We start from the raw sequence: 26,021 nt of genomic DNA on the forward strand, positions 1-26,021 counted from the left end.
GGCAATTCCATGCAATCCACAACCCGCCAGCGCCAACGCGGCATCACCTTGATCGAGTCCTTGGTCGCCATGCTGGTGACCGCCCTCGGCATCCTGGGCATTCTGGGCGTGCAAATGCGCACCCTGACCGACACCACGACCACCGTGCGCCGCGCACAGGCGATCCGGTTGATCGAGGACCTGGGTGAACGCATGAAAGTCAGCCCCAATGCATTGCTGGGCATGGCAGCTTACGCGTCCGGATACGACCAGAAGGGGGCCGACCTGAGCGCCAGCGATTGCGCCAGCTCGAACTGCTCCGCGGCAGAACAGGCTGCCTATGACGTCAAGCAGTGGAAGACCACTGTTCAGCAAACCCTTCCGGCCGGACAGGCCAGCATCTTTCTCGCACCTGGCGAAACCGTCAGCGCCAATCGCCGAATGCTTGGCGTGATCGTCGCCTGGCGTGAAAACGAGCGGCACGACGCTGACGAAGACTACAAGAGCGCCATTGACGCCGTGCCCACCGGCGGCGACACCAATGAGGAAAACACCTGCCCCGAAGGGTTCACCTGCCACCTTCAATACGTGCCCGTTTCCGCACGCTGCGCGCCTTATGCGAGCGGCGGCGCCATGACGGTGTATTGCTCATGACCGCGCGAACCCTGGCGGCACTACCCTCGGAGCCAACGTCCGTGTCCCAAAACAGCCATCTCTCCATGCGCACCTTTCGGCACGCGTCGAGGCAACGCGGCGTGACGCTGATCGAACTGATGGTCGGCATCGCGATCGGCCTGCTGGTCGTTGCAGTGGCCATGGGCGCCGTCATGGTCTCGCGCGGCATTTCGGGCACCGTGAGCGACGCCAGTGCGATCCAGCAGCAAGGCGCCTACATCCTGCGGGTCGTCGGCCAGCAACTGCGCCAGGCCGGCTCGCTCTACCTGAATCCCAGTCCGACTGGCGGCACCAATACCGATGTGCTCGGCGCCGTGGTGTTCGAGATCAAGGCGGACGCACACGACGGGGGCAACAGCTTCGAGCAGAAAGACGCCATCTTTGGCGACGAAGCGAGCGTGACCACCGGATTTCGACGATATCAAGACGAGGTTTACGTTGCAGACAACGCCACCGCGTCCACCATCGGCACCGATTTCCTGATGCGCAATTGCGTGGGCCTGCCCGCAAATGCGAAGACCGACGAACGGATCGAGAGCATCTTCACGTTGTCCGGTGGCGACCTGAGGTGCGGAGGCAATGGCGCCACTGGACAGGCAATCGCGCAAAACGTCGCGCAGTTTCAGGTCACCTACCTCGTGCAATCCGTAGCCGGTGGCGTTGGCACCTCCCTGCAATACCGCAAGGGAAGCGACATGCCCGCCGCTGGCGACCCGGAATGGCGGCGCGTCCAGGGCGTGCAGGTCTGCCTGGTGCTGTACGGCAGCGAGCCGATCGCCATGCCTGCCGGCAGCAGTTACACCGACTGCGAGGATGAGAGCGTGGACATGACGACGCTTGCCGGCGAGCGCAACAACCGCATGCACCTGTTGTTCCGCAACACCTTCCAGTTGCGCAGCCAGGGGCTGCTCTGAACCGACGCCGACCGATCGCCATGCACACTGCCCCAGGACATCGCGAGCCCGTAGCCATGCCCCACAAGAAACGCCCTGCAAATCCCCGCTGCGCTGCTCGCATCCTGGCGAGACAGTCCGGTCCAATGCATGCCAAGCGCGAACGCGGCGTGGCCTTGTTCGTGGTCATCGTCTTCGTCATGCTCTCGATGCTGCTGGCGCTCTGGGCATCGCGCACCTCGCTGTTCAACGAACTGGTAGTCGGCAACGATGCCGACTACCAGCGCGCGTTCGAGGCGGCCCAGGCCCTGCTGCAAGACGCCGAACTGGACATCCGCGGCGAGACCGCCAGCGGTGCGCTGTGCGTTGGCCCCCCATGCCGTGCCTACACCAGCAGCCTGCAGATTCCGGCCGACACCAAGGAAATCAACCCCCTGCTCACCACGCTGGAACTCCAGCCGACACGCTGCCGGGATGCCCTGTGCACGCGCCGCATTGGGCGTCAGGATTTCTGGAATTACGCCACAGCAAGCACTTCGGTGAAACCTGCGGCCAGGCCAACCTTCGGCGAACAACCACTCTTCTCCGAAGAGCCCGTCGAGCCCGCTCTCGTATGGGACGGCGCACGCTATGGCCAATACACCGGAGCCGCCAACACCACCGTCGCTGGGGCGCTCAATCCGATCCTGACTGAAACCGCTGTTGGCCGAGGCGGCTGGTACTGGATCGAGATCATGCGCTACAGCGACAAGGCAAAGAGCGCCAGTGTGATCGTGGATTCCACCACCAGTCAGCTGCCCCTCAACCTGGACGTTTACGTCGTCTTCCGCATCACGGCAGTTGCATTCGGGCGCAAGCCCGGCACCCAGGTCGTGCTGCAGGAGACCTACGCCCGGCAACGGATGAAGGACTGAGCGCCCGCAGAAGGAAGCCATCAGAGCCTCAGACCATTTCAGATTGATTGTTGAATTTGATCGAAGGAGCACGCCATGCCCCGCAAATCCCAAACTCCCTACCGGAAGAATCTTCTCGCACTTGCCATCAGCGCGGCATTGGCGCCTTCGACTGGCTGGGCGCTTCAGCTGGTTCAGGAGCCGCCGCTGCCCACCTCCAAATCAGCTTTTGTTGCTCCCAATGTAATCATTTCCCTAGATGATTCGGGAAGTATGAGATATTGCCTAACCAACTCCGAAGGACATGAAGATAATAAGGATATGGATTCTGTCGCCAAACGACAGAATAATTGCTGGATCGGCAAGAACGACAAAGGCAAAGACATAATAGTCAAGATAACCGAGGAACAAGAGCCGATTAACGGCGTCTGGCCAAAAACTGCTCGTCGAATCAATGTTCTCAAATATGCGCTGAAGAACGTATTCAATGATGACGATCTAATTCCGGAAAATAAGATCCGGATTGCTTGGCAAGCCATGAATTCGAGCACCGCAAGCGGATTCAATGCCAGTCAAATACAAACGAACTCAATGCGTCCCATTGACAAAAAAATAGGGACCGGGAAAGATCAAAAAACGCATCGAGAGAATTTCTTAACCTTCGTGCAAAATTTCTCTGCGAACGGAGGAACCCCATCTCACAAGATGTTCAGCCAAGCGGATGCCTATTTGAGGGCCAAACTAAATAATAATGGTCCGTGGTCTACTGACCCTGGCGGTACAAGCTCCGACAAGAAAAATGAATATTTAGGATGCCGCCGCAATTATCACATTATGATGACAGATGGGCGCTGGAACGGCACAGCAACCCAAGTACCCGACACCAATAAAAGAGATAACGCCACCAATCTGACTCTCGGAGATGGGATCACAAAATATACTGGCGCCGATTCACAACTATATCGAGACACCTCATCCGGAACAACATTAGCAGATTGGGCATTTTATAGTTGGGCTGTACCGTTGCAAGCAAACAGCGCTCTGAAAGATGCCAATATGCTCAAACCTTCGAAACTCTATGACGAAGCACCGGCAACAGAGGATTTCGGCACAGGAAGCAATAAAGTAACGCTAAAGAAATTCTGGAATCCAAAATATAATCCCGCAAATTGGCCGCACTTGGTTACTTATACGATTGGATTCAGCGAATCTGCATATACATGGGATACAAATACCATTATCGCACCTAGCGATAAATCCCCATTCGGTTATGATGGCAGTTTCGCTTCCCTGGCAAAGGGAACAACAACTTGGCCAAATTTGACCGCAAGTACAGAGAAAAACAACGCTCTCGATTTATGGCACGCTGCGCTAAATGGGCGTGGACGATTTTACGCTATCGAAGAGGGCGCCGAATTAGAACAGGCATTCCGCGAGATCATTGGTAAGATCAACGAAGAGACTGCACCGCTGCCAGATGAAATCGCTGGTGGTGGCAGCACCACTGGCTACAATGTTTCCCAGAATAATGCCGGCATTTTCGCCTCAGTCTACAGCCCCAAAGATGGTTGGACTGGTTACATCACGGCAACTCGTGCAGTCGATCCGGAAGAGTACGAATGCCCCTCTGCCGAAGATCCGGAGGCCATGTGCATTCGCTTTCCTGACGTGATCTCGGAATGGGATGGCAAGACCACGGCGAACCGACTGGATGAACTTGCATCCGTAGATAACCGGGTGATCCTGAGTTGGAGCGACGACAGTTCAGGGGTCCCATTCAAATGGCCCACAAACGGGGAGATTAGTTACAGCACAGCCCAGAAAAAGTCCCTTCTCGGCATCGGAGCAAACGACGCGCTTACACCAGAATTGAAGGTTCAAGCGAAAAATATTGTTAACTACATCCGGGGCGATCATTCACTGGAAGGCACGACGCTCGATAAGCCGTTCCGTGCGCGCGTGAGCCGACACGGCGACATCGTCAACTCGGAGATCTGGTACACCGGCGGCCCCATCAGCAATTACGGGATGGGTTATTCGGATTTCGCCAGCACACACAAGTTTCGTACGCCGATCTTGTACGTGGGCGGAAACGACGGCATGTTGCATGGTTTCTCGGCTAAAAACGGGAAAGAATTGATCGCCTACGTCCCACGGGGTGTGGTTGGAGGGCTGAAGGCACTGACCGATCCAGAGTATGAACACCGATACTATGTCGATGGCTCGCCGATGACGGGCGATATCAAAGATGGCAGCAATTGGAAGACTCTGCTCGTCGGCACGTTGGGTGCTGGTGGCAAAGGTTACTTCATACTGGATGTTACTAACCCGTCGAGCTTCACTGAAGGTAACGCTTCCAGTCTCGTGCTCATGGATCGGACGCGCGGCAACAACGAGGCGGTTGCAGAAACCGACGCCAAAGATATCGGAAACATCACCGCCCACCCAGGACGCAACCCCACCAACTTGCAAGAGGCGACCCAGATCACGCGCCTGAACAACGGTCGCTGGGCAGTCGTCATGGGTAACGGCTACAACAGCGTCAATAGAAGGCCAGTGCTTTTGATTCAGTACCTCGATGGGGACAAGGCACTCAAGCTTATCCAGGCCACCACCGATGATACGGGCAGCGGCAACGCCAAGGACAATGGCTTGGCTTCGCCCGCGCTGGTAGACCTTGATGGCGACGGCAAAACCGACGTCGTATACGCTGGCGACAATTTGGGCAATCTCTGGAAGTTTGATTTGACCAGCACCAGCGACAGCGACTGGAAGGTGGCCTTTGGCAATAACAAACCTCTGTTCACGGCCCGTGGCCCCGTGACGCTGAACAGCACCACGCGCGACCAGGTGCAACCGATCACCGCCCCGCCGATCGTGCGCGCCAACGATCGCCAGATGATCGTGGGGACGGGCAATGACGCAAAAACTGTTCCCGTGGGCGGCGTGATGGTGGCCTTTGGCACTGGACGAAATCTAACCGAGGAAGACCGCCGTACTGACATTACGCAAAGCGTGCAGACCTTGTATTCGGTACTCGACAACACGCGCTACTGCATGAAATCTGACAATTCCTCGCTTCAAGTCCACCCGGGGGAGAACGACTGCAAAGGCGACCCTGTCACTGGCGTACCGATCCCTGTTCCTGTAGGCACCATGGCCAATGATGGTAAGCCTCTGGCCAAGCAGACCATCACCGCCGTGCAAGGCGACTTCGCGACTGTGATTGCCACACAGGAATTAAAGAAGGATACGTGGGCCAACTACAAGGGCTGGTATCTCGACTTACCAGCCACAGGTGAGCGGTTACTCAAGCCGATGCAATTCTATGACGGCAGCAACATTCTTGCAGTCTATACTGAGACCCCTCCAGGCACGAAGAACAGCGAGAGCGATAATATTAATGAAAGTTGCGTTCCTGTTAAGGTGGATACTAGTTCCGGTAGTCAGTTTCGCACCCTGATCAACATCATGGACGGCAAGCGACCATCGGTGCAACTGGTCGACTTCGACGGCAATGGTGTCTACGACAGTGGGGATCTGTACGTTGCGCGGATGGCTGTCAAGACAGGCACACCGATTCTGATCACCAAGCCGGATCGCATCGTCGACATGACCGGCGGCGGCGGCGAGCGAGACACGCTGGCCCGCATGCCCGAGCAGTCCACACGCCCCAGCTGGCGGCAGATCAAGTAAGGGAAGGAGCCGGACATGCAGGCGACCGCAATTCGAAAACCCACCTCAGCGCGAGGCTTCACGCTGATCGAGGTCATGATCGTCGTCGCGATCGTGGCCATCCTGGCGGCGGTCGCGCTACCCAGCTACAACGAATACATTCGCCGCGGGCACCGGGCGGAAGCGCGTGCCGGCCTGCTGCAGGCCGCCCAATGGCTGGAACGCGCTGCCACGGCAACTGGAACCTACCCGCTGGCCGCCGCATTTCCAGCCAGCTTGATGACGGTTCCGTCGGATCGTTATGACATTTCGATCGTGTCGGCGGATGGAAACACCTATACGCTGACCGCCACCCCCAAGGGTGGCCAAGCGGGCGACAAGTGCGGCAACTACACGCTCAACCAAGGTGGGCTGCGCGGTGCCAATGGAGCCACTTCGGGCGACATCGTGACCGAATGCTGGGGCAAGTAAGCCGGCCATGCCGGCCCGCCGCTCAGAGCGGTCCAGAAAGCAGCGAAAATCCTTGCTTTCGCTGCGCCCATGCATCCTGCCATTCGTGATCAACTGATTCGCCAGTCAGACCGCCTCGCCGAGCTCGACTTCCTGCTCGCCCAGCCCGACGTCATGGCCGACATGGGGCAGTTCATGGCGCTGTCGCGCGAGCACACCGAGGTCGCGGCCGTGGCCGGGCGCTGGGCGCGCTACCAGCAGCGCGAGCGCGACCTGGCGGCGGCGCGCGAGCTGCTGCAGGACGCCGACATGGCCGAGCTGGCGCACGAGGAAATCGCCGCCTGCGAGACCGAACTGGCCGAGCTGGAGGCGGAAATGGAGCGCCTGCTGCTGCCACGCGACCCCGATGACGCGCGCAATGCCTTCGTCGAGATTCGCGCCGGCACCGGCGGCGACGAGTCGGCGCTGTTTGCCGGCGACCTGGCGCGCATGTACACACGCTACGCTCAGGGTCACGGCTGGCGCGTCGAGCTGCCGAGCGAATCGCCGGCCGAGCTGGGCGGCTACAAGGAGGTGGTGCTGCGCGTGGTGGGCGACGGCGCCTACGGCACGCTGCGCTTCGAGTCCGGCGGCCACCGCGTGCAGCGCGTGCCGGTGACCGAAACCCAGGGCCGCATCCACACCAGCGCCGCCACGGTGGCGGTCATGCCCGAGCCAGACGAGACCGAGGCCATCACGCTGGATCCGGCCGACCTGCGCATCGACACCTTTCGCGCCTCGGGCGCCGGCGGCCAGCACGTGAACCGCACCGACTCGGCCGTGCGCGTGGTGCACCTGCCCACCGGCCTGGTGGCCGAATGCCAGGACGGGCGCAGCCAGCATGCCAACAAGGCCCAGGCGCTGCGCGTGCTGCAGGCGCGCCTGCAGGAGAAGGAGCGCAGCGAACGCGCGGCACGCGAGGCGGCGACGCGCAAGGGCCTGGTCGGCTCGGGCGACCGCAGCGACCGCATTCGCACCTACAACTTCCCGCAGGGCCGCGTCACCGACCATCGCATCAACCTGACGCTGCACAAGCTGCCCCAGGTAATGGACGGCGAGCTGCAGGAGATCCTGGACGCGCTGCGCGCGACGCACGAAGCCGAGCAGATGGCCGAGCTGCAGGCGCATGGGTAAGTCGGTGACGGCCGGGCCCGGATGCTGCAAGGGCCGCCGCGCCGGCTGGCGGCGATGACCTCGCTGACCCAGGCCCTGTCGGCTGCCAGGGCGCGCGGGCTGGTGCACCTGGAGACCCAGATGCTGCTGCTGCACGCCCTGGGCCGCTCGCCACGCGAGCGTGCCTGGCTGATCGCGCATGGGGACGAACCTCTGCCGCCCGCCGCGTCGGCGCGCTTCGAAGCCCTGTGCGAACGCCGGCTCGCTGGCGAGCCGGTGGCCTACCTGACGGGGCAGAAGGAGTTCCACGGCCTCGCGCTGCAGGTGGACCGACGCGCGCTGGACCCGCGCCCCGATACCGAGACGCTCGTCGACTGGGCGCTCGAACTGCTCCCCGCGGGCGCGCCGCGCAAGGTGCTCGACCTGGGCACCGGCAGCGGCGCCATCGCGCTGGCGATCGCGCAAGCGCGTCCGGCGGCGCACGTAATCGCGGTGGATGCCAGTGCCGACGCCCTGGCGCTGGCCCGCGCCAACGCCGAGCACCTGGGCCTGCCGGTGGAACTGCGACTGGGCGACTGGCTGGCCCCGGTCGCGGGCGAGTGCTTCGACCTGATCGTCAGCAACCCGCCCTACATCGCCGAGGGCGACCCCCACCTGCCAGCTCTTGCGCACGAACCGCGCCAGGCGCTGGTCAGCGGGGCGGATGGCCTGGCCGACATCCGCCGCATCGTGGCGGGCGCGCCGGCGCACCTGGTGCCGGCCGGCTGGCTGCTGCTGGAGCACGGCTGGGACCAGGCCGCCGCCGTGCGCGCCCTGCTGCAGGATGCCGGCTTCGGCCAGATGCAATCGCGCCGCGACCTGGCGGGGCTGGAGCGTTGCTCGGGAGGATGCCGGGGTGGCGCGGCGACGCCGATGGTGCCGTGAACGCGGCGCGTGCAGGCGGTGCGCGCACGGGGTCCGCTGACGGGATGCCGTGCGGCGCCTCTCCTGGAGGCGGGAGGGGTGGGCTCGCGGCGCCGATGGGCCGACTGCCGGATCAACCCAAGCCGCTTGCCCCCGCCTTGATCCTCCCCCCAGCGGGGGGAGCGTGAGACGCGGCGCACCTCTGCGCGCTGCACGTCGCCGGAGTGCTGCGTGGCACCTTCCCCCGCTGGGGGAAGGCAGGGATGGGGGCCGAGCGCCGCGCCTCCCTGCACGCCGGCGGGCTGACTGCTGGCCTCATGATGCATCGCACGTCAGCAGGGCCCGCGACGTGAGCCCGCTTTGGACGATCAATCGTCCGGGTCAAGCGTGTAGCTGCTGAGCTGGATGCCGCCCGGCGCGGCGCTGGCGATGCGCGCCAGGCGCAGCGGCAGCACGACCTGCCACAGGTCGGTCAGCACCAGCTTCAGCTGCTCGGCCACGGGCCATGCGCCGGGCGCGTCCAGCCCGACCAGCAGCGGTTGGCCGTCGTCGTGCACGGCCTGCCAGGCGCCGGCGGCGGCGCCCGGCTCGCGCGGCGCGCGCGCCGCCAGCGTATACAGCGCGGCGAAGGCGCTGGGCGCCCCGCCCTTGCCGGGCTTGGACTGGACCGGGCGGCCGGCGCTGCGCCAGCCGGCAGCGCCCAGTTCGGCGCCCTGCACGAAGCCGGCGGCCCAGCGCAGCAATTCGGCCTCGCCCGCGTCGGCCTGGCCGTCGGGCGCCAGTTCGGTCGCCAGCGCCAGCGGCATGGGCGCGCCCTGCGGCCCCACGATCAGCGCCGCGGTCAACGTGTTGTAGAGCTGCATGATGGCCTGCATGTCGGCGTTGAGCGCCTTCAGCTGCGCCGCCTCGGTCTTGGGCAGCGCCGTGGCGCGCCAGCCCATCACGGGCGTCATCCAGCGCCCCGGCGCCACCATTTCGGGCGACCAGGCGATGGCGGTGATGAAGCCGTGCAGGCGCGGCCAGTCGTAGTGGCGCCGCAGGTGCTGGCGCGCCTTGGCGGGCAGGCGCAGATCGGCCAGGTTGGTGCGGGCGGTGATCGGCGACGGCAACGTGGCCGCGGACGGCGCGCCGGCCTGCGGCTGGCCAGCGCCCGCGGGCGGCGCGGCCGGCAGGTCGAGCCCACGCGCCCAGGCCAGCGCGCCGCTGCGCACCCAGTGGGCGCGGGTTTCGGCGCGATGGTTGAACGCGGCTTCGGCGCTGCCCAGGCGCAGGCCCGGGCCATCCTCGGGCTCGGGCGCATCGAGCATCTCGGGCCACAGGGCGTCCAGGTAGGCGGGGTATTCGGCATGCGCGGCGGCCAGCACGGCCTGCGCCTCGTCGCGGCGATCGAGCATGTACAAGGCCAGGGCGCGGCGGTGCTCGGCGGGCGGCAGGTCGTCCGGGTAGCGCTCCAGCAGCGCCAGCGCATCGGCGGCCTGGCCGCGCGCGATCCAGGCGTCGGCCAGCTGGGCGCGCCAGCCGTGGTTGTCGATCGGGTTGAGCGCCAGGCTCCACTCGAGCAGGGCGAGCACGTCGCGCTGCTGCTGGCGGCCGATGTCGATGGCCTGGGCCAGCAGGCGCAGCAGCGGGCGACTGGGCTCGTGCGCCCACTCCACGCCGAGGTGGCGGGCGCGCGCACCGGCGGCGTCGGACGCCTCGCCGAGCAGCGCGCGCAGCAGGCGCAGCGCGTGCTCGGCCAGGCGCCATGCGGCCTGCTGCTCGGCCGGCGGCGCGCCCGGGTGCAGCATCTCCTGCGCCGCCAGCAGCAGGTCGTCGACCACTTGCACGCTGAGCCAGCCATCCGGGTGGTCGCGCAGGAATTGGGCCACCGCGGCCGGCTCGTCCAGCACGCTGTCGGCGTTGCCGATGGCCCAGGTCAGATCAGGCTTGGAGACGGGAAAGCGCCGCTGCCAGCGCCGCTCGAGCGCGGCGAGGGCGCGCTCGGGGCGCACGCGCAGCCAGCGCATGCCCCGCACCAGCGACGCCAGCACATCGGCCTTGCGGCCGCGCACGGCCGGCACCGGGGCGCCCGCCTCGATGCGGTAGCGTGCACGCGCGGCCTCGGCATCGAGCTCGGCGGGCACCTGCGCGCACAGGGCCAGCCAGTCGTGCATCAGGGCCGCTTCCTCGGCGTCGACGCCCTCGCCGGGCAGCGCGTGTATGCCGTGCAAGCCCTGCTCGGCCAATTGCTCCAGCACCGGCGCCAGCTCGTCGTGGCCGAGACGGCGCGCCTTGGCCGCCAGCATCGGGCCACGCAGGCGCGCCTCGTCGGCACGGCCCTCGGCCAGCAGGGTCACCAGCTCGAGGTGCAGCAGTTGCGGGTCGTCCGGTGCGTCACGCTGCGCCTGCTTGAACAGCGCCCAGGCCTGCGCGTACTCGCCCTGATCGGCCAGCATGGTGACCTGGCGGGCGCGCGCGGCGGTGGCCAGGGCCTTGTCGCGGTGCTGGCCGATCTGGCGCGCCAGCTCGAAGCGGTGAGTCTGCTGGCCCAGCTCCAGCAGCGCGTCCATCAAGGCGTCGAACGCCGGCTCGTAGCGCCCGTCCAGGCGCTGCGGCTGCTCGAACAGCGGGCCGAGCACGCGCGCGACCTGCCCGGGCTGGCCGCCCTCCAGCCAGAATCGCGCCGCCTGCGCCAGCGCGTGCGCGGGCACCTGGCGCAGGCTAGCCACCGTGAGCGCCTCGGGCGGCGCATGCTGGATGGCGAGCGCGGCCAGCGTCTCACGGTCGAAGGGCACGGTGACGTGGGCCAGCGCGGCGCAGCAGTGCTTGTACTTGCGGCCCGATCCGCAGTGGCACGGGTCGTTGCGCTCGATCTTGGGCAGGCCGCGCGGGCGCCAGTGGTTGGACGGCATGGGCACCGCCGCCCACATCGCGCGTGCCATGGCACGGGCGGCGCGCGCGCCGTCCGGCGCATCGCTGTCGAGCGCGCCCGAGTCGGCGACGAACCAGTCACCGAATGCCTGCAGATCGTCACCGCGCATCAGCCGGGACATCATCTCGTCCAGCAGTCTCCCGGTCGCACCCACGGCGCCGGGATGATCGAACTCGTCCATCAGGAACCTTTCAGAAATACGGCAGCATGGCCTGGTGTAGCGGAGTCGGGCGTCAAGCCGGCGGCGCCTCGTCGGCCAGCGCCGCAAAGCGCAGCGGCAGCAGCGCGCCCAGGCCGAACTCGTCCAGCAGCGCGCGCAGGCGCTCGCCGGCGCTGCGCTTTTTCTGGCCCGTCCAGCGCGCGATGATCAGCTCGTTCTTCAGGCTGTGCTCCCAACCCACGAGCTCGGTCACGGTCACTGCGTAACCCTGTGATTCGAGGTACAGGCAGCGCAGCACGTTGGTGAGCTGGCTCCCCATTTCGCGCGTGTGCAGCGGGCGGCGCCAGAGTTCGGCCAGCGGCGTGCGTGAGAGGGCGAACGCCTTGTTCATGCGCAGTCGCGCGGCCAGCTCGGCCTGGCAGCAGGGCACCAGCACCATGGCCTGGGCACGCTTGGCCAGGCCGAAGGCGATCGCGTCGTCGGTAGCGGTGTCGCAGGCGTGCAGCGCGGTGACGACGTCGAAGCGTTCGGGCAGACCGGCCGCGTGGGCGGCGTCGGCGGCGCTGACATTGAGGAAGCGCATGCGCTCGAAGCCCAGGCGCTCGGCCAGCGCACGCGAGCGCTCGACCAGATCAGGCCGGGTTTCGATGCCCCAGATCATGCCCTGGCCGCGCGGCTGGAACCACAGGTCGTAGAGGATGAAGCCGAGGTAGGACTTACCGGCGCCGTGGTCGGCCAGGGTCAGGGCCTGGCCGTCAGCCGGCGCCAAGGCGTCCAGGATCGGCTCGATGAAGCGCACCAGATGCTCGACCTGCTTGAGCTTGCGGCGCGAGTCCTGGTTCAGCCGGCCCTCGCGCGTGAGGATGTGCAGCTCCTGCAGCAGTTCGACCGACTGGCCGGGGCGCAGCGCGGCCAGCGCCTCGGCCTGGCCGCGGTCGTGCCCGCCGGTGGCGCCCCGGCGCGCACGGGGCGGCGTAGGCGGCGCCATGGGGTGCTTCGTCATGACCGCTCGGGCGGCTTCTCGCCCGAGGCGGCAACGCCCAGCGCCGCCCATCCCTCGGGACCCAGCCGCTCCAGCGTCTCGACGTTGGCCTGCCAGATCGCCTCGGCCTCGGGGAAGGCCTGCACGGCACGGTCGACGCTGTCCTCGCGCAGCAGGTGCAGGGTGGGATACGGAGAGCGGTTGCTGGCGTTGCCGATGTCCTCGGGCGCCGTGCCCTCGAACTGGAAGCGCGGGTGGAACGGCGCGATCTGCAGCACGCCCTGCAGGTCCAGCGCATCCAGCAGGGCCTCGGCCTCGTCCAGGAAGTCGTTGAAGTCGAGGAAGTCGGCAAACTGGTCGGGCACGACCAGCAGCGTGGTTTCGCGCTCGGCCGGGTCGGCCGCGGCCAGGGCCAGCAATTCGGCGCGCAGCCGTGCCAGCAGGTCGCGCCGCGTCCCACCGGTGCAGGCGGCAAAGTGAATCTGGCCCTTGACGTGCGGCGCCTTCGCGAACGGGCACAGGTTCAGCCCGATCACCGCGCGCTCGAGCCAGCGGCGCGTGTCGGCGATGGCGGTTTCAGGGTCGGTCATGCCTGCATTATCGGGCGTTGCCCCTGGGCGTCATGCTCCGGCCGGCGGGCGCGCGAGCTGGCGCGCGATCAACCCGGCCAGCGCGGCGCCGGCGACGCAGCAGGCTCCCGTCACGGCCCAGGTCCAGTCCCAGCTGCCGGCCGTGCTGGCGACCCAGGCGACGACCGGCGGCCCGGCCATCTGGCCGATCGCCGACCACTGCTGCATCCAGCCGACGGTGGTGGCGATGGTGTGCTCGCCCGGCGCGACCCGCGGCGCCAGGCCGAACAGGGTGCCGGGAATCAGGCCGCCCACGGTGGAGAACAGCAGCGCGCCGCCATAGCGCAGCACCGGCGCATCCAGGGTGGCGCTGCCGAAGGCCAGCCAGCCGCCCAGCGCCATTGCGCCAAAGCCGACCCAGAGCAGCCGCTGCGCGCCCACGCCCCGGTGCAGCAGGCGCCCGGCGGCAATGTTGCCGATCATGTTGACCGCCGCCACGGTGGCCGTGAGCACGGCGCCGAGCGCACCGCCCCAGCCCGACATCTGGTAGAGCGTGGGCAGGAAGCCGATCACCGCCATCCACTGCGCGGCATACACGGAAAAGCTCAGCGCCGCGAGCCAGGGCCCGGGCACGCGCAGCGTGGCCAGCAGGCGTCGGTGCCAGGCCTCGCGCGTCGGCTGCTCGACGCGCGCCACGGCGGCCCGCACATCCGGTGGCACGACGCGCGCTACCCAGACTGCCATGGCGCCGCTGCAGGCGGCGATCAGTACCCACCAGGCACGCCAGCCGGCCAGCGCGATCACCAGCGGGCCGACCAGCAGCGCGAGCGCCGTGCCCAGCGGCATGAAGGTGCTCCAGATGCCGAGCATGCGCGTCAGGCGCGCGGGCGCGACGCTGCGACGCAGCAGGCTGGGCGCGGGCACGGTGGCCAGCATCACGCCCACGCCCTCGATCGCGCGCAGCCAGAGCAGGTCGCTCGCGCCGCGCGCCCAGGCGCCCGCCAGGCCGGCCAGCGTCATCAGGACCAGCCCCGCCAGCATGCAGCGCCGCAGGCCGACGCCGTCGGCCAGCAGGCCGGCCACCAGGCCCAGGGTCATGGCGCCCATCTGCACCAGCGCCAGCAGGAAGCCGGCCTGCACCAGGCTGATGCCGAGCTCCAGTTGCAGCGCCGGCAGGGCCGGCGGCAGCTTGCCCACGTGCAGTGCCGCCGCGACGCCGGCCAGCACGATGACCCAGGGCGCGTGGCGCGAGCGCCCGGCCGTCATGTGAACAGCCTCTGGCCCGTCAGGCGCTCGTGCTCGCGCAGGGCGAAGCGATCGGTCATGCCGGCAATGTAGTCGGCCACGGCGCGCTCGCGGTCGGGCCGGCGCGCGAAGCTTTCGCGCATCTCGGCCGGGCGTTCGAGGTAGATGGCAAACAGCGCGCGCACCACCTGGCGCCCGCGCTCGGTGGTGTCGGCCACCTGCGGGTGACGGTACAGGTGTTCGTACAGGAAGCGCTTGAGTTCGGTGGACTCGGCGCGCATGGTCGTGCTGAAGCGCACCAGCGGCGCGGCGCGGCGCACGGCCTCCACGTCGCGCGGCGCCGCCGCGGCCAGCGCCGCGCGCGTGCTGTCGATCGCGTCGTAGACCTGGGCCGACAGCATGCGGCGGATCGCCTCGTACAGCAGGCGACGCCCCGAACCCGGCTCGGACAGACGCGGATGCGCGCGCTGGGCGTCGGCGCAGTGACGCGCGAACAGCGGCACCGCGTCGAGCTGGTCCAGCGTCAGCAGGCCCGAGCGCACGCCGTCGTCGATGTCGTGCGCGTTGTAGGCGATCTCGTCCGCCAGGTTGGCCAGCTGCGCCTCCAGTCCGGGCTGCAGGCGCTCGATGAAGCGGCGCCCGACGCCGCCCGGCTCCTGTGCCTCCAGCCGTCGCGCGTTGGCCAGCGAGCAATGCTTGAGGATGCCTTCGCGCGTCTCGAACGTCAGGTTCAGGCCGTCGTGGTCCGGGTAGCGGTGCTCCAGCAGGTCGACCACGCGCAGGCTCTGCAGGTTGTGCTCGAAGCCGCCGGCGCCGGCCATGCAGGCATCGAGCGCATCCTGCCCGGCGTGGCCGAACGGTGTGTGCCCCAGGTCGTGCGCCAGGGCGATGGCCTCGACCAGGTCCTCGTGCAGGCCGAGCGGGCGCGCGATCGAGCGCGCCAGGCTGGCGACCTCGAGCGAATGCGTGAGCCGCGTGCGAAACAGGTCGCCCTCATGGTTGAGGAACACCTGGGTCTTGTAGACCAGGCGCCGGAACGCGGTCGAGTGCACGATGCGGTCGCGGTCGCGCTGGAAGGCGTTGCGCGTCGGCGCCGGCGCGACCGGGTGGCGCCGGCCGCGCGAGTGCTCCGGGTCGCAGGCGTAGGGGGCCAGGTTCATGCGCTCGTGGATGACGAATGACGAAATGATCTCGCTGCGCTCCAACCTAGATCCGGCAGTTGGATGCGCCCGTCAGTGCTGCCGTGGGCGCGTCGGGCGCGGGTGGGTGCTGCAGCTCCAAGGGCGCCTTTGCGCCTTTGGATCGCGCGAACGGGTGCGGTCTCTGGCCGTGCCGCGCCCTGCTGTGGGCGAGGCGGAGCAACGACGCATGGCGCGGCGAGCGTGGTGCTGGCGGGCGTGTAGCGTGCTCACCCACGGGGTGAACGGGAGAGAAGCCACCAACGTCCATGGCCATGAGGGTTTGGAGAAGGTTGCAAGCGGTCAACTGCCGTTTCCAGGATCATGCAGGCCGCTTCAGCGGCCTGCGGTCATCGCGTGCAGCAGCGCTCGATCACGTCCCGCACCAGCGCGTCGGGCGCGGCGCGCACGGCGGCGTGGCCCGGGCGGTCGATGACGACGAAACGGATTTCGCCCTGCTCGGCCTTCTTGTCGTGGCGCATCAGGGCCAGGTAGCGGCCCGGGTTGTCCTGCGCATCCAGCACGGCGCCCCGCGTGGGCAGGCCGGCGCGCTCCAGCAGGGCCGCCAGTCGCGGTGCGAAGCCGGCATCGACCAGGCCGAGCGCGTGCGACAGCTCGGCCGCCATCACCATGCCGGCGGCCACCGCCTCGCCATGCAGCCAGGCGCCATAGCCCAGCCCGGCCTCGATCGCGTGGCCGAAGGTGTGGCCGAAGTTGAGGATCGCGCGCAGGCCGGCCTCGCGCTCGTCCTGCCCCACCACCGCGGCCTTGATCTCGCAGCTGCGCCGCACGGCGTGCGCCAGCGCGGCCGGATCGCGCGCGCGCAAGGCCTCGATGTGCACCTCGATCCAGTCGAGGAAGTCCGGGTCGGCGATCGGGCCGTACTTGATCACCTCGGCCAGCCCGGCGGAAAGCTCGCGCGCGGGCAGCGTGTCCAGCACGTCCAGGTCGCACACCACCGCGAGGGGCTGGTGGAAGGCGCCGATCATGTTCTTGCCCAGCGGGTGGTTGATCGCGGTCTTGCCGCCCACCGACGAGTCCACCTGGGCCAGCAGGGTGGTCGGCACCTGAATGAAGGGCACGCCGCGCATGTAGCAGGCCGCGGCAAAGCCCGTCATGTCGCCGACCACGCCGCCGCCCAGCGCGTACAGCACGGTCTTGCGGTCGGCACCGTGCCCGAGCAGGGCATCGAAGATGCGGTTCAGCGTCTGCCAGGTCTTGTGCTCCTCGCCATCGGGCAGGTCGAGACGGTGCACCTGGCGGTGCCGGGCTGCCAGCGCCTGCGACAGGCGCGCGGCGTACAGCGGCGCCACGGTCTCGTTGCTGACGATGAGCGCATCGCTGCCGGCCGGCGCCTCGCGGTAGCTGGCGGGATCATCGAGCAGGCCACCGCCGATGCGGATCGGGTAGCTGCGCTCGCCGAGCGCGATCTGCACCTGCTGCACCTGGGAAATCACTGGCATGGAAGCGAGTGTAGTGGCAGCGCGCCGCGCCCGCGGCCGCTGTCGCGGCAGGGAAAGCAATGGGCGCACCGCGTCGCCGTCAGTGCCGGAAACGCCCTCTCGTCACGGGGGGCCGTCCGGCGCCATCAGTTCCAGTTGCATCAGCACGCGGTTGACCAGCATGGCAAGCGAGGAGCCGTGCGCATCCAGCACGAAATGCGCGCACTCGCGGTACAGCGGATCGCGCTCGGCGTACAGGTCGCGCAGTCGCTGCAGGGGGTCGGCGACCTGCAGCAGCGGGCGCTTGGTGTCGCGCCGCAGCCGGCGAAACAGGTACTCGGGCGAGGCACGCAGGTAGATCACCGTGCCACGCGCGCGCAGGTGTTCGCGATTGCGCGGCCGCAGCACGGCACCCCCGCCGGTGGCCAGCACGCAGGGCGGGCCGCGCGTCAGTTCGTCGATCACGGCCTGTTCGTGGTCGCGGAATGCGGCCTCCCCGGCCTGCTCGAAATACATCCGGATCGAGCAGCCCAGGCGCTGTTCGAGCACCGCATCCGAATCCTGGAACGGCAGTTGCAGGCGACGCGCCAGCGCGCGTCCAACGGTGGACTTGCCACTGGCGGGCAGGCCGACGAGGGCAATGGTCTGGTTCATGGCAGGGAACGACAGGAAGCGGAGGGGCGCACCGGTGCCCCAACGCGCACGCCCCGAATCCCGGGGCGCCGACCGCCATTGTCATCCGTTGCGCGATCCGCCCCGTGTGCCGGCACCTCTCTGCCGGCGCGGGCACCTGGTGCACCGCAAGTGGGCGCCGCTCGGCACCGCGTATTGCGGGCGCTCGAGCGGCAGGGCGCGCGGCTCAGCGCACCGCGCCGCGGTCGGAGATCATCTTCGGCGTGATGAAGACCAGCATCTCCTGCTTGTCGGCCTGGCGCGTGCGCTGCTTGAACAGGTTGCCCATCACCGGGATATCGCCCAGGAACGGCACCTTGTTCTCCTGCTCGGTCTCGGTCAGCTCGAAGATGCCGCCGATCACCACGGTGCCGCCATTCTCCACCAGCACCTGGGTCTTGATGCGCTTGGTGTTGATCGACATGGCGCCCTCGACCACGCCCCCCGGGCTGTCCTTGTTCACGTCCAGGTCGAGGATGATGTTGCCCTCGGGCGTGATCTGGGGCGTGACCTCGAGCTTCAGCACGGCCTTGCGGAACTGCACCGCAGTGGCGCCGCTGGAGGTGGCCTCCTGGTAGGCGAACTCGGTACCCTGCTCGATCAAGGCCTTGGTCTGGTCGGCCGTGACGACGCGGGGGCTGGACACCACCCGGCCCTTGCCGTCGGCCTCCAGGGCGGACAGCTCCAGGCCCAGGAAGCGGTTGGCCGAGGCGCTGAACAGCGAGATCGCGAAGCTGGCTGGCGTGACGCCGGAGAGCGCCATCGCCGGCAGGTTGAGGAACTGCGCCCCCGAACCGCTCGCCGTGCTGCCAGCGACCGGATTGAGCTGGTTGTAGTTGGCACCCCAGCCGACGGTGGGCGCGTCGCTGCCACTGCCCAGCGGATGCCGGCGCAGGTCACCACCACCCAGGCGCACGCCGAGCGACTTGCCGAAGGTGTCCGAGGCCTCGACGATGCGCGCCTCGATCAGCACCTGGCGCACCGGGATGTCGAGCTTGGCGATCATCTCGGCGATCTGCTCCAGACGCGACGGGATGTCGGAGACGAACAGCTGGTTGGTGCGCGGCTCGGCGATCACGCTGCCGCGCGAGCTGAGCAGGCGGCCGTCGCTGCTGCTGCCCGAGCCGCCGCCGGAGCCGCTGGTGGACGTGAGCTGCTGCTTGATGTCCTCGGCCTTGGTGTAGTTGAGCTGGAACGACTGGGTGCGCAGCGGCTCCAGGTCGCGAATCGCCTTGGCGGCCTCGAGCTCGGCCTTTTCCTTGGCCGCCATTTCTTCCTTGGGCGCGATCTGCAGCACGTTGCCGACGCGCTTCATGCCGAGGTCGCGCGCCTGCAGGATGATGTCGAGCGCCTGGTCCCAGGGCACGTCCTTCAGGCGCAGCGTCAGGTTGCCCTGCACCGTGTCGGAGGTGACGATGTTGAAGTTGGTGAAGTCGGCGATCACCTGCAGCAGGGAGCGCACGTCGATGTCCTGGAAGTTCAGCGACAGCTTTTCGCCACTGTAGGTCGGGCCGCGCGTCAGCTTGTGCGGGTCGGTCTTCTGCTGGCGCACCTCGACCACGAGCTGGCGGTCACTCTGGTAGGCGCTGTGCTCCCACAGGCCCCGGGGTTCGATCACCATGCGCACGCGATCGCCCGACTGCACGGTGGTGATGGTCTGCACCGGCGTGCCGAAGTCGGACACGTCCAGCTTGCGGCGCAGCCCCTCGGGCAGGCTGGTCTTGAGGAACTCGACCACCAGGTTCTTGCCGTGCGGCTGGATGTCGACACCGACCTGGTTGTTCGGCAGGTCGACCACCACGCGCCCCGTGTTCTCGACGCTGCGGCGGAAGTCGATGCCGCGCAGCGGCTGGGTGGTCTCGGCCTGGCTCTCGGCAAAGACACGGCTCGGCTGCGCCGGCATCGCCGTGGCCGCCGGCCCATCCAGCGTCACCAGCAGCGCCTGCCCCTGGATCTCGGTGCGGTAGGTGGTGGGCTGGTTGAGGTTCAGCACCACGCGCGTGCGATCACCGGCCTGGGCCACGTGGGCGCTGCGCAGGTTGCCCTGGTTGATCTCGATGTTGTTCTGCGCGAGGCCGCTGGTCACCCCGGGAAAGTCGAGGGCGATGCGCGCCGGCGACTGCACCACGAAACCGGTGGGCGCGGCCGTCAGCGGCTGGCTCAGCTGGATCCGCACCACCTCGGCGCCACCCTGCAGCGAACTGGTGAGCGACTCGATGCTGGCCTGGGCCCAGGCCAGGGTCGCGGCGCCACAGCCGGCGAGGCCGAGCGCGGCGACACGCAGCGCGCGCGAAATCGGGGTCCACTTGCTCATTGTTTCTTCTCCTGCAACTGCAACTCCGCGTTGCGCTCGATCCATTCACCCGCGGCGTCCTGCACGATCTCGCGCAAACCCACCCCAGCCTCGGAAATCTGCATCACCTTGCCATAGTTCTGGCCCAGGTAGTCGCCCACGCGAACCTGGTAGAGCAGCTTGTCGACCCGCACCAGCGCCACGCGCTGGCCGCCCCGATCCAGGCTGCCAAGCATGGCCATGACGTCGAGCGGATAGGCCTCCAGCGGCTCCTTGCGGCGGTTCAGCTCGGGCGCGATCAGCGCCGCCCCGGAGCCGCCCACGCCCGACTCGCGACGCAGGGCCTGGGTCAGCCGCTCGGCGCTGAACGGATCGGCGGCGTCGCTCTGGGTGTAGGCCAGCGGCACGAACTGCTTGGGCTCGGAGATCGGCGTCACCTTGGGCACCATCTGGCGCTGCTGCTGAGCCATCCACTCACGCAGGTCCTCGTGCCCGGGCGTGCAACCACCCAGCAGCACGGCCGCCAGCGGCACGGACAGAAGACCGATCAGGCGCGTCCTCATTTCTTGGCTCCCGGTTTCTGGGCGTTCTTGGCCGCAGCCGCCTGCTGCGCTGCGATCTCCTCGGGATCCAGGTAGCGGTAGGTCTTGGCCGTGGCCTCCAGCGCCAGCAGGCCCGACTTGTCCTTGTCGGAGCTGGGTCCGACCGACAGGTTGTTGAGCGTGACGATGCGCGACAGGTCGGCGATGTCGGCGGTGAAGGCGCCGATGTCGTGGTACTGGCCGGTCACCTTGAGCGCGATCGGCAGTTCGGCGTAGTAGTCCTTGACCACCAGCTGGCCGGGTCGGAACAGTTCGAACTGCAGGCTGCGTCCCAGGCCGGCCTGGTTGATGTCGGACAGCAGCGCGTCCATCTCGGCCTTGTTCGGCAACTGCTTTTCCAGCAGCGTCACGTACTGCAGCACCTGGGCGCGCTGGCGCTTGAGGGCCTCCAGGCTGATCGCCTTCTGCAGGCGATCGCGATAGTCCGCGCGCAACTGGACCTCGCGCGTGCGCACGCCCTCGAGTTCCTCGTCCACGCCCTTCAGCCAGGCAAACCACAAGCCGACCAGCACCAGGGCCGCGACCAGCAGCAGCAGCAGGTAGCGCGGCAGCGCCGGCCAGCTTGACGGGTCCCGCGTGTCGAGGCCCTGGAACTGCGCCGACAGCCGGCCCATGGCCACCTTGACGTCGACGCTTGCAGCAGAGGATTTGGATTTGCGAGCCATGATGCCGGCACTCCGATCAGGCAGGGACGTTGGCCGGGCGCGCGCCGGCAGGCTGCTCGGGCGCCGCCGACTTGACGTCGCTGGCCCGCAGCAGTTGCACCCGGACCTTGAAGTTGTAGACGCGGCGCTGCTCGCGCTGCGTCAGCGTGATGTTCTTGGCCACGATCTCGATCAGTTCAGGCTTGGCCATCCACTCGCTGTTGCGCGAGAGGTTGCGCAGCAGCTCCGAGACGCGTTCGTTGGATTGCGCCAGGCCCTCGATCAGGACGTTCTGGCCTTCCTGCTTGATCTTGTCCAGGTAGAGCCCGTCGGGCAGCTGGCTGACCGCCTCGTTGAGCAGGTGCACCGGCATGTTGCGGTCGGCCTGCAGGTTCTCCACCGCCTCCTGGCGCGCCTTCAGGGCCGCGATTTCCTCCTGCAGGCTGGCGACCTCCTTGATCTGCTGGTCGAGCTTGCCGATCTCGGCGGTCAGGAAGGCGTTGCGGCCTTGCTGCTGCTCGATCTCGTTCTGATACCAGACGTAGACGCCCCCGGCAATCAGCGCGCCGACCACCAGCGAGGCCACCAGCGACACGTGGAACAGCTGGCGCGCGCGCTGGCGCGCCATCTCTCGGTGCGGCAGCAGGTTGATCAGAATCATCGCAGAAACCTCCGCATGGCCAGCCCGCACGCGGTGAGATAGGACGGTGCCTCGCGCAGCAGCCGTTTCTCGCGCACGCCACGGCCAATGACCATGCCGTCAAAGGGGTTGATGACCTGGCACGGATAGGACGTGTGGTCCGTGATCGCCTCGGTCAGGCCGTGCAGGGTGGCGCTGCCGCCGGCCAGCAGGATGTAGTCGATCCGGTTGTGCGGCGTGCTGGTGAAGAAGAACTTGAGCGCCCGCTCGACTTCCTGCGCCAGTTGCTCGACGAAGGGCGCCAGCACCACCTCGGCGTAGTCCTCCGGCAGTTCGCCCGCGCGCTTCTTGGCCTCGGCCTCCTCCAGCGTGAAGCCGTACTGGCGCACCAGCATCTGGGTCAGCTGGGCGCCGCCGAAGCCCTGTTCGCGCTCATACAGGAGTTCCTCACCCCGCAACACCTGCAGCGTGGACGACACGCCACCGATCTCGAACAGCGCGATCACCGCGTCCATGGCGCTGCCCGGCATGCGCTCGATCACGCGGCTGGCCGCCAGGCGCGAGGCGTAGGATTCGACGTCCATGATGACGGGCGCCAGGCCGATCGCCTCCGCCAGCCCCTGGCGATCCTCGACCTTCTCCTTGCGAGAGGCGGCAAGCATCACCTCGACGTCGCCGACCGAACTGCTGCTCGGCCCGATGATGCAGAAGTCAAGGCTCACCTCGTCCAGCGAGAAGGGGATGTACTGGTTGGCCTCGGACTCGACCTGCACTTCCATTTCACGCTCGGACAGGCCACCCGGTAAAATGATCTTCTTGCTGATCACGACCGAGGTCGGCAGCGCCATCGCCACCTCCCTGGCCTTGGTGCCGCTGCGCTTGATCAGGCGGCGCGCCGCCTCGACGATTTCATCGAAGTTCTCGATGTTGCCGTCGGTGATCCAGCCGCGCTCGATCGGCTCGATGGCGCAGCGTTCCAGTGTCAATGCACCGGAGCGGTCCTTGGTCAGTTCCACCAGCTTGACGCTGGATGGACTGACGTCCAGCCCCACCATCGGGGCGGGCTGACGATCGAACAACGAGCCCATGATGAAGACCGTATCCTGTTACTTTCTATTGCACAAGTAGAACACACTTAAGAAGTGCTCGGAATGCTACCAGCAAGCTTTGAGATCAAAAAAGGAAAAGTGCACAGGATTTCGAGTTGCGCGTTGTCAAAAACCGACGAATAAGCCCGGAATGACACTTCCTGGCAACTGGATACGCACGCAACCTCAGAGCTACACCTGCCCCGGCCGCATCCACGCGACAATGCCGCACCGGACCAGCGCGCGTCTGTGATCGTGGCGTGCGCGCGCCGGGAACGCCGCACGATGCCGGATGGCGCTGCCCCGCGCGCCCGCGTGCCGTCCGGCCCCGACTCCAACCCAAGATGCCCTCTTCGACCGACTCCCGCCGCAAGAAGCGGCAGCCATCGCGCCCCCCACGCTGGGCGCTCCTGCTTGTCAGGACCGTGGCGTGGACAGGCGGCCTGGCCCTGGCTGGCGCAGCCGCCCTGGCCATGGCCGTCCTGATGGCGCTGGCGATCGCCTACCCGAACCTGCCCGATGTTTCGGAGCTGTCCAACTACCGGCCCAAGCTGCCGCTGCGCGTCTACACGGCCGAAGGGCGCCTGATCGGCGAATTCGGTGAGGAGCGACGCAACCTGACGCCGATCGCGCAGATTCCCCAGGTCATGAAGGACGCCGTGCTGGCGGTGGAGGACGCCCGCTTCTACGAGCACGGCGGCATCGATTACCTGGGCGTGCTGCGCGCGGCGCTGGCCAACCTCGGGCGCGAAAAGAGCCAGGGCGCTTCCACCATCACCATGCAGGTGGCGCGCAACGTCTACCTCTCGTCGGAGAAGACCTACACGCGCAAGATCTACGAGATGCTGCTGACGTTCAAGCTCGAGCACCTGCTGAGCAAGGATCAGATCCTCGAGATCTACATGAATCAGATCTTCCTGGGCAACCGTGCCTACGGCTTCGCGGCCGCGTCGGAAACCTATTTCGGCAAGCCGCTCAAGCAGCTCTCGGTGGCCGAGGCCGCGATGCTGGCCGGCATCCCGAAGTTTCCGTCCACCGCCAACCCGATCGCCAACTTCGCGCGCGCGCGCTCGCGCCAGCTCTACATCATCGATCGCATGGCCGAGAACGGCTTCATCAGCGCCGAGCAGGCGGCGCAGGCCAAGACCGAGGAGCTCCACATCCGGCCGGCCGGTGAATCCAACGGCGTGCATGCCGAGTACGTGGCCGAGATGGTGCGCCAGCTGGTGCATGCCCAGTACGGCGACGAGGCCTATACGCGCGGACTGAACGTGTATACCTCGATCCAGGCCGCTGACCAGGCCGCGGCCTATGCCGCGCTGCGCCGGGGCATCCTCGACTACGAGCGCCGCCAGGTCTACCGGGGCCCGGAGAAATACGTCGAACTGCCCAAGGACGCGGCGGCCCGCGCCGAAGCCATCGACGACGCACTGGCGGCGGCGCCCGAGATGGGCGAGCTGAAGGCGGCCGTGGTGCTGGAGGCCAGTCCGCGCAAGATCGTCGCGCAGCGCGACAACCGCGAGACCATCGAGATCACAGGCAAGGGCCTGCTGGCAGCGCAATCGGGGCTGGCGGCGCGCGCGGCGCCGGCGATCCAGGTGCGCCCGGGCGCCGTGATCCGCGTGGTCGAGACGGATGCCGGCACTTGGGAGACGGCCCAGCTGCCGGAAGTCGAAGGCGCGCTGGTCGCGCTGGATCCGCGCAACGGCGCGGTCAAGGCCCTGGTGGGCGGCTTTGATTTCGCCAAGAACAAGTTCAACCACGTCACCCAGGCCTGGCGCCAACCGGGCTCGGGTTTCAAGCCGTTCATCTACTCGGCGGCCCTGGAACAGGGTTTCTCGCCGGTCACCATCGTCAACGACACGCCGCTGTTCTTCGACAGCAGCGTCACCGGCGGCCAGCCCTGGGAGCCGAAGAACTACGAAGGCGGCTTCGAAGGCCCCATGACGCTGAAACGCGGCCTGGCGCGTTCGCGCAACATGATCTCGATCCGCGTGCTGCAGTCGATCACGCCGCAGGTGGCCCAGGACTGGGTGGCGCGCTTCGGCTTCGACGCCGACAAGCACCCGCCCTACCTCACGATGGCGCTGGGCGCCGGTTCGGTGACGCCGATGCAGATGGCGGCCGGCTTCGGCGTGTTCGCCAACGGCGGCTATCGGGTCAGTCCCTACCTGATCACCCGCATCGCCGACCAGTCCGGCAAGGTGCTGGTCGAGACCCAGCCCGCCGCGCCGGCGCAGGCCAGCCGTGCGATCGACGCACGCAATGCCTTCATCATGAACACCATGCTGCAGGAAGTGGCGCGCAGCGGCACTGCGGCGCGCGCCCAGGGCACGCTCAAGCGCCCGGACCTGGGCGGCAAGACCGGCACCACCAACGACTCCATGGATGCCTGGTTCACCGGTTACCAGCCGACCCTGGTGGCCTCGGTCTGGATCGGCTATGACACGCCGCGCAACCTGGGCAGCCGCGAGACCGGCGGCGGCCTGGCCCTGCCGATCTGGATCAACTTCATGCAGACCGCGCTCAAGGGCGTGCCCGTCGCCCAGCTGACCCCGCCGGCCGGCGTGACGCGACTCGGCGACGACTGGGTCTACGACGAGACCGCACGCGGCGAAGGCATCCGCAACCTCGACGGCGCCGGCCTCGAGCCCGACCCGCTCGAACGGGAAGGCCTGGGCGGCCTTGCACCGTCGGCGCCGTCCACCGAACGCAATCGCATCCTGGACCTGTTCAAGGATTGACAAGGCCGCTCCCCCGTGATCCGGGGATCCGGCCGCCGGCACCCGGAAACGACCGAGCCTCGGCCCTTGCAGAGCCGTTGTGGCACACGACGCGGAGACCGACGAACCGATGGGATGCCAGGCGAGGGCATGTCCGGGTTGCTGCGTCGCTGCAGGTCGAATTCCGGTTGGCGCGGCAAGTTGGTGCCGCACGATCACCCCGCGCCGCACTCGAGCCGTGCCTTGCATGCC

20 protein-coding genes are annotated in these 26,021 nt (G+C 67.3%); 8 read left to right on the forward strand and 12 right to left on the reverse strand.

The genetic code is table 11. The features are described 5' to 3' along the window. Positions 1-9 precede the first annotated feature (9 nt). The 7 genes from pilV (at position 10) to prmC (ending at position 8,641) form a co-directional block, all read left to right on the forward strand. Positions 10-633, forward strand: coding sequence for a type IV pilus modification protein PilV (gene pilV / locus PKA16_RS02910; protein WP_324400219.1), 624 nt, complete (start codon positions 10-12; stop codon positions 631-633). Positions 634-698: 65 nt separating this feature from the next. Continuing rightward, on the forward strand, positions 699-1,568 hold the full coding sequence (locus PKA16_RS02915; RefSeq protein WP_324400321.1) for a PilW family protein: 870 nt from the start codon (positions 699-701) through the stop codon (positions 1,566-1,568). A gap of 125 nt (positions 1,569-1,693) precedes the next feature. Continuing rightward, on the forward strand, positions 1,694-2,461 hold the full coding sequence (locus PKA16_RS02920) for a pilus assembly protein (protein ID WP_324400221.1): 768 nt from the start codon (positions 1,694-1,696) through the stop codon (positions 2,459-2,461). Positions 2,462-2,536: 75 nt separating this feature from the next. Next, entirely contained in the window at positions 2,537-6,136 is a 3,600-nt protein-coding gene (locus PKA16_RS02925) for a PilC/PilY family type IV pilus protein (RefSeq protein ID WP_324400223.1), read from the forward strand. A 15-nt stretch (positions 6,137-6,151) separates the two neighbouring features. Further along, complete coding sequence (locus tag PKA16_RS02930; RefSeq protein WP_324400225.1) at positions 6,152-6,586, forward strand: type IV pilin protein; 435 nt, start codon at positions 6,152-6,154, stop codon at positions 6,584-6,586. 69 nt (positions 6,587-6,655) lie between these two features. Further along, positions 6,656-7,738, forward strand: a complete 1,083-nt coding sequence (gene prfA / locus PKA16_RS02935) for a peptide chain release factor 1 (RefSeq protein WP_324400227.1) — start codon at positions 6,656-6,658, stop codon at positions 7,736-7,738. 54 nt (positions 7,739-7,792) lie between these two features. After that, positions 7,793-8,641, forward strand: a complete 849-nt coding sequence (gene prmC, locus PKA16_RS02940; protein ID WP_324400229.1) for a peptide chain release factor N(5)-glutamine methyltransferase — start codon at positions 7,793-7,795, stop codon at positions 8,639-8,641. Positions 8,642-8,988: 347 nt separating this feature from the next. On the opposite strand, the gene PKA16_RS02945 is transcribed toward prmC, so the two are convergent. From PKA16_RS02945 to PKA16_RS03000, 12 genes are all read right to left on the reverse strand, one after another. After that, complete coding sequence (locus PKA16_RS02945; RefSeq protein ID WP_324400231.1) at positions 8,989-11,712, reverse strand: UPF0149 family protein; 2,724 nt, start codon at positions 11,710-11,712, stop codon at positions 8,989-8,991. Between the two features lie 52 nt (positions 11,713-11,764). Next, entirely contained in the window at positions 11,765-12,694 is a 930-nt protein-coding gene (locus PKA16_RS02950; protein WP_324400232.1) for an SAM-dependent methyltransferase, read from the reverse strand. Then, positions 12,691-13,263, reverse strand: coding sequence for a DUF1415 domain-containing protein (locus tag PKA16_RS02955; RefSeq protein WP_324400234.1), 573 nt, complete (start codon positions 13,261-13,263; stop codon positions 12,691-12,693). Before PKA16_RS02955 ends, PKA16_RS02950 begins: the two co-directional genes overlap by 4 nt. Before the next feature lie 30 nt (positions 13,264-13,293). After that, positions 13,294-14,508, reverse strand: a complete 1,215-nt coding sequence (locus PKA16_RS02960) for an MFS transporter (RefSeq protein WP_324400236.1) — start codon at positions 14,506-14,508, stop codon at positions 13,294-13,296. Then, a complete protein-coding gene (locus PKA16_RS02965; RefSeq protein WP_324400238.1) occupies positions 14,505-15,647 on the reverse strand; it encodes a deoxyguanosinetriphosphate triphosphohydrolase in 1,143 nt (380 codons plus the stop codon). The genes PKA16_RS02960 and PKA16_RS02965 overlap by 4 nt, the downstream gene beginning before the upstream one ends. A 368-nt stretch (positions 15,648-16,015) precedes the next feature. Further along, complete coding sequence (aroB, locus tag PKA16_RS02970; protein WP_324400240.1) at positions 16,016-17,128, reverse strand: 3-dehydroquinate synthase; 1,113 nt, start codon at positions 17,126-17,128, stop codon at positions 16,016-16,018. Positions 17,129-17,230: 102 nt separating this feature from the next. Beyond that, a complete protein-coding gene (locus PKA16_RS02975; protein ID WP_324400242.1) occupies positions 17,231-17,761 on the reverse strand; it encodes a shikimate kinase in 531 nt (176 codons plus the stop codon). Positions 17,762-17,966: 205 nt separating this feature from the next. Next, positions 17,967-20,093 carry a type IV pilus secretin PilQ gene (locus PKA16_RS02980; RefSeq protein ID WP_324400244.1) on the reverse strand — a complete coding sequence of 709 codons (2,127 nt, stop codon included), beginning with the start codon at positions 20,091-20,093 and terminating at the stop codon, positions 17,967-17,969. Next, on the reverse strand, positions 20,090-20,635 hold the full coding sequence (locus PKA16_RS02985; protein ID WP_324400246.1) for a pilus assembly protein PilP: 546 nt from the start codon (positions 20,633-20,635) through the stop codon (positions 20,090-20,092). The genes PKA16_RS02980 and PKA16_RS02985 overlap by 4 nt, the downstream gene beginning before the upstream one ends. Beyond that, on the reverse strand, positions 20,632-21,288 hold the full coding sequence (locus tag PKA16_RS02990; RefSeq protein WP_324400323.1) for a type 4a pilus biogenesis protein PilO: 657 nt from the start codon (positions 21,286-21,288) through the stop codon (positions 20,632-20,634). Before PKA16_RS02990 ends, PKA16_RS02985 begins: the two co-directional genes overlap by 4 nt. A gap of 67 nt (positions 21,289-21,355) precedes the next feature. Continuing rightward, positions 21,356-21,979 (reverse strand): PilN domain-containing protein, encoded by a 624-nt coding sequence (locus PKA16_RS02995; protein WP_324400248.1) that lies wholly within the window; start codon positions 21,977-21,979, stop codon positions 21,356-21,358. After that, positions 21,976-23,046, reverse strand: coding sequence for a pilus assembly protein PilM (locus PKA16_RS03000; protein ID WP_324400250.1), 1,071 nt, complete (start codon positions 23,044-23,046; stop codon positions 21,976-21,978). Before PKA16_RS03000 ends, PKA16_RS02995 begins: the two co-directional genes overlap by 4 nt. A gap of 473 nt (positions 23,047-23,519) precedes the next feature. Between PKA16_RS03000 and PKA16_RS03005 the strand changes: the two genes are divergently transcribed. Next, the gene (locus tag PKA16_RS03005; RefSeq protein ID WP_324400325.1) at positions 23,520-25,790 is read left to right on the forward strand and encodes a penicillin-binding protein 1A; all 2,271 of its coding nucleotides are present in this window, start codon (positions 23,520-23,522) and stop codon (positions 25,788-25,790) included. Positions 25,791-26,021: the final 231 nt, after the last annotated feature.

It is taken from the genome of Ottowia sp. (assembly GCF_035325765.1).
Lineage (GTDB): Bacteria > Pseudomonadota > Gammaproteobacteria > Burkholderiales > Burkholderiaceae_C > Ottowia.